This window comes from Eubacterium sp. CAG:161, from assembly GCF_000432355.1.
GTDB lineage: Bacteria > Bacillota > Clostridia > Lachnospirales > Lachnospiraceae > Eubacterium_G > Eubacterium_G segne.
Window position 1 is genome coordinate 111707 of sequence record NZ_HF991862.1, and the last position, 2192, is coordinate 113898.

The 2192-nt window shown below is 34.4% G+C and carries 4 protein-coding genes; all 4 read right to left on the reverse strand.

The window, feature by feature from the left end:
• Positions 1 to 94: 94 nt before the first annotated feature.
• The 4 genes from Q5O30_RS05780 to Q5O30_RS05795 all read right to left on the reverse strand — a co-directional run bounded on the left by Q5O30_RS05780 (position 95) and on the right by Q5O30_RS05795 (position 2093).
• Positions 95 to 1192 (reverse strand): endonuclease/exonuclease/phosphatase family protein, encoded by a 1098-nt coding sequence (locus tag Q5O30_RS05780; RefSeq protein ID WP_021952806.1) that lies wholly within the window; start codon positions 1190 to 1192, stop codon positions 95 to 97.
• Positions 1193 to 1304: 112 nt separating this feature from the next.
• Positions 1305 to 1442, reverse strand: coding sequence for a hypothetical protein (locus Q5O30_RS05785; protein ID WP_021952807.1), 138 nt, complete (start codon positions 1440 to 1442; stop codon positions 1305 to 1307).
• Positions 1430 to 1924, reverse strand: coding sequence for a hypothetical protein (locus Q5O30_RS05790; RefSeq protein ID WP_021952808.1), 495 nt, complete (start codon positions 1922 to 1924; stop codon positions 1430 to 1432). Before Q5O30_RS05790 ends, Q5O30_RS05785 begins: the two co-directional genes overlap by 13 nt.
• Positions 1899 to 2093 (reverse strand): hypothetical protein, encoded by a 195-nt coding sequence (locus Q5O30_RS05795; RefSeq protein ID WP_021952809.1) that lies wholly within the window; start codon positions 2091 to 2093, stop codon positions 1899 to 1901. The genes Q5O30_RS05790 and Q5O30_RS05795 overlap by 26 nt, the downstream gene beginning before the upstream one ends.
• Positions 2094 to 2192 lie beyond the last annotated feature (99 nt).

Consider the following 2192-nt stretch of genomic DNA (forward strand, 5'->3'; position numbering starts at 1 on the left):
TACACAGGCTCTTAACCCGTTTACATTCCATGATATAAATTTCATAATATAATCTGCCTTTCCATAAGAAAATTGTTTTGTTATTCCACCTGCTTTATTTTAATTTAAATTTCATAAATACCGGCTGATGGTCTGAATATAAAAATCCGTTATCCTTAACTGTATAATCCGTCATTTCCACATTATCCGAAATAATAAATCCATCTAATATACAGGTAAAAGTTTTTCCCGGAATATATTCTGTGTCATCATTTCTGTTAGAATCTGCCAGGCTGTCATACTTTTCCTTTGATAACTGATCCATGGCAAATGAAAGACCTTCCGGCATTTTGCTTCTTGGAAATGGATATGCCCAACTTTCATATTCAACGCTGTCATCCTCTGCTAATTTTAAGTCATGATTAAAATCACCGCCACAAATAACATAATTTCCTTTATCCATTTCAGACTTCATATCCTGAAAAAGCATGGAGGTTTGAGCCTCTCTTATTTCATCACTGTTTCCATATGCAGACATGTGAACGCCGTAAATAATTAATTCCTTTCCGTTTTCCACCGGCACTCTGCTTACGCTGTAACATCTGTCTAAATCCAACAATTTAGAAAATGATGTGGAAATAGGAAAGCTTCTTCTTAGGGCAGAGGTTATCTCGTACTTTGAGCAAACACTAATACCGGAATATGATTTTCCAATAGGTTCATTAAAAGGATAAAATAAATATGCAGAATCATAGTTTACTGCGAAATTCTGAAAATATCCCTGAAACTTTTTATTAATAAGATTTTCCTGATTTACGTGATAACTTCTGGTGGAATCCCTGTCAACTTCCTCAAAAATCATAAAATCAGGATTTTCACTTTTGGCATAATCTGCTGCTCCATTAATGGCATCTATACCTGACTGCCTGCTAAAGCATCTGGAATACTTGCCTCCATCCATAAAGAAACTGTAATCCGGAGTATATGCACCAAATCCCACATTATAAGTACCTGCTGTATATTCCACTCCTGTCTTAACCTTGCTTCCTTCCGTGGCATTTAAAGAATTGATTTCAATAGGCTGCTTATCCTTAATTCTGTGATAGGTTCCAAATACATATAGAACATACACAATTACCACCAACAAAAATGCCGCAATAACAGACAACAGCGTTACTACTATTTTCTTTTTAACTGACCATTTTTTCTTCATTTGTATGTTGCTCCTTTAGGCTGTAAATATTTTCACTGTTATTATAAATAAATTTAATATGAGGTTAGTATAACATATTAGGAGGCGGGTAAGCAAACAGGTCAGCAGATTTCTATACTGCTTGATTCTCTGCAACAACCAGACCATCATCATTCTTTTTTACATTCATAATATCCTCAACTTCCGCTAAATTTTCCTCACATGTATCCGCTAATGCTTCACAATCTATGTAATCCGTTAAAGCATACATACAGTTAAGTTCCTCCTATTTTCATTCACTTCATTGGTTGTGTTCGTATTCGCTTTCGCCTTATGCATATTGCTGTTTTCAAACAATTCATCCTTTATTTCACGACGGTTTTCACCACAAACCCTTAACAGCTCCACAAGATCAGTTGCTTCATTGTCATCTGTTTCACACAATTCAATATAATGCAAAACATCACAAATCTTTTGGTCTACTTCTGACTGCTTTTTTGTTAATTCATCTTTGTAATCAGTTAAATTTGAAGCCTCATATGCAAAATGTGTTAAATATTCCTCCCAATCCATTTCCGACAAATCATAGGAAGATGGATTTTTGGTTATACTACAATGAACTTCGTCTCTGGTAAGTTTTTTTGCCAGTGAAATATCTTCCTGAACAAAGTCATAAGTTTCCTCATTTCCACTGTACTGAACCTCAGTTTTCTCATAATCTAACGATTCATTTTCCCCTTCCACCGGAATCATACGATAAAAAGATGATTTTTTTCCCAACGGATATTTTGCTATTTGCCTGAGAAAATGTGAAAACTGTAGCTTCTTCTTTACCTGCTGCCACCACCAACTGTTCCTCTTTATTTACCCGGTAATAATTTTCGCTGTAATCCATAATGTAATATAGTAAATCTGTACTCATGTGAGCCTCCTTATCTTATAAAGTTTCATATTAATTTAGCCAATGAACTTTATTTGTTTCTTAAACAAACCTCAACAAACATAATTAAAATAAAAATTG

Bases quoted from the DNA above. Each gene is read 5' to 3' on its own strand.
- Q5O30_RS05780 (WP_021952806.1), bottom strand. From the start codon at position 1,192: ATGAAGAAAAAATGGTCAGTTAAAAAGAAAATAGTAGTAACGCTGTTG.
- Q5O30_RS05785 (WP_021952807.1), bottom strand. From the start codon at position 1,442: ATGTATGCTTTAACGGATTACATAGATTGTGAAGCATTAGCGGATACA.
- Q5O30_RS05790 (WP_021952808.1), bottom strand. From the start codon at position 1,924: ATGATTCCGGTGGAAGGGGAAAATGAATCGTTAGATTATGAGAAAACT.
- Q5O30_RS05795 (WP_021952809.1), bottom strand. From the start codon at position 2,093: ATGAGTACAGATTTACTATATTACATTATGGATTACAGCGAAAATTAT.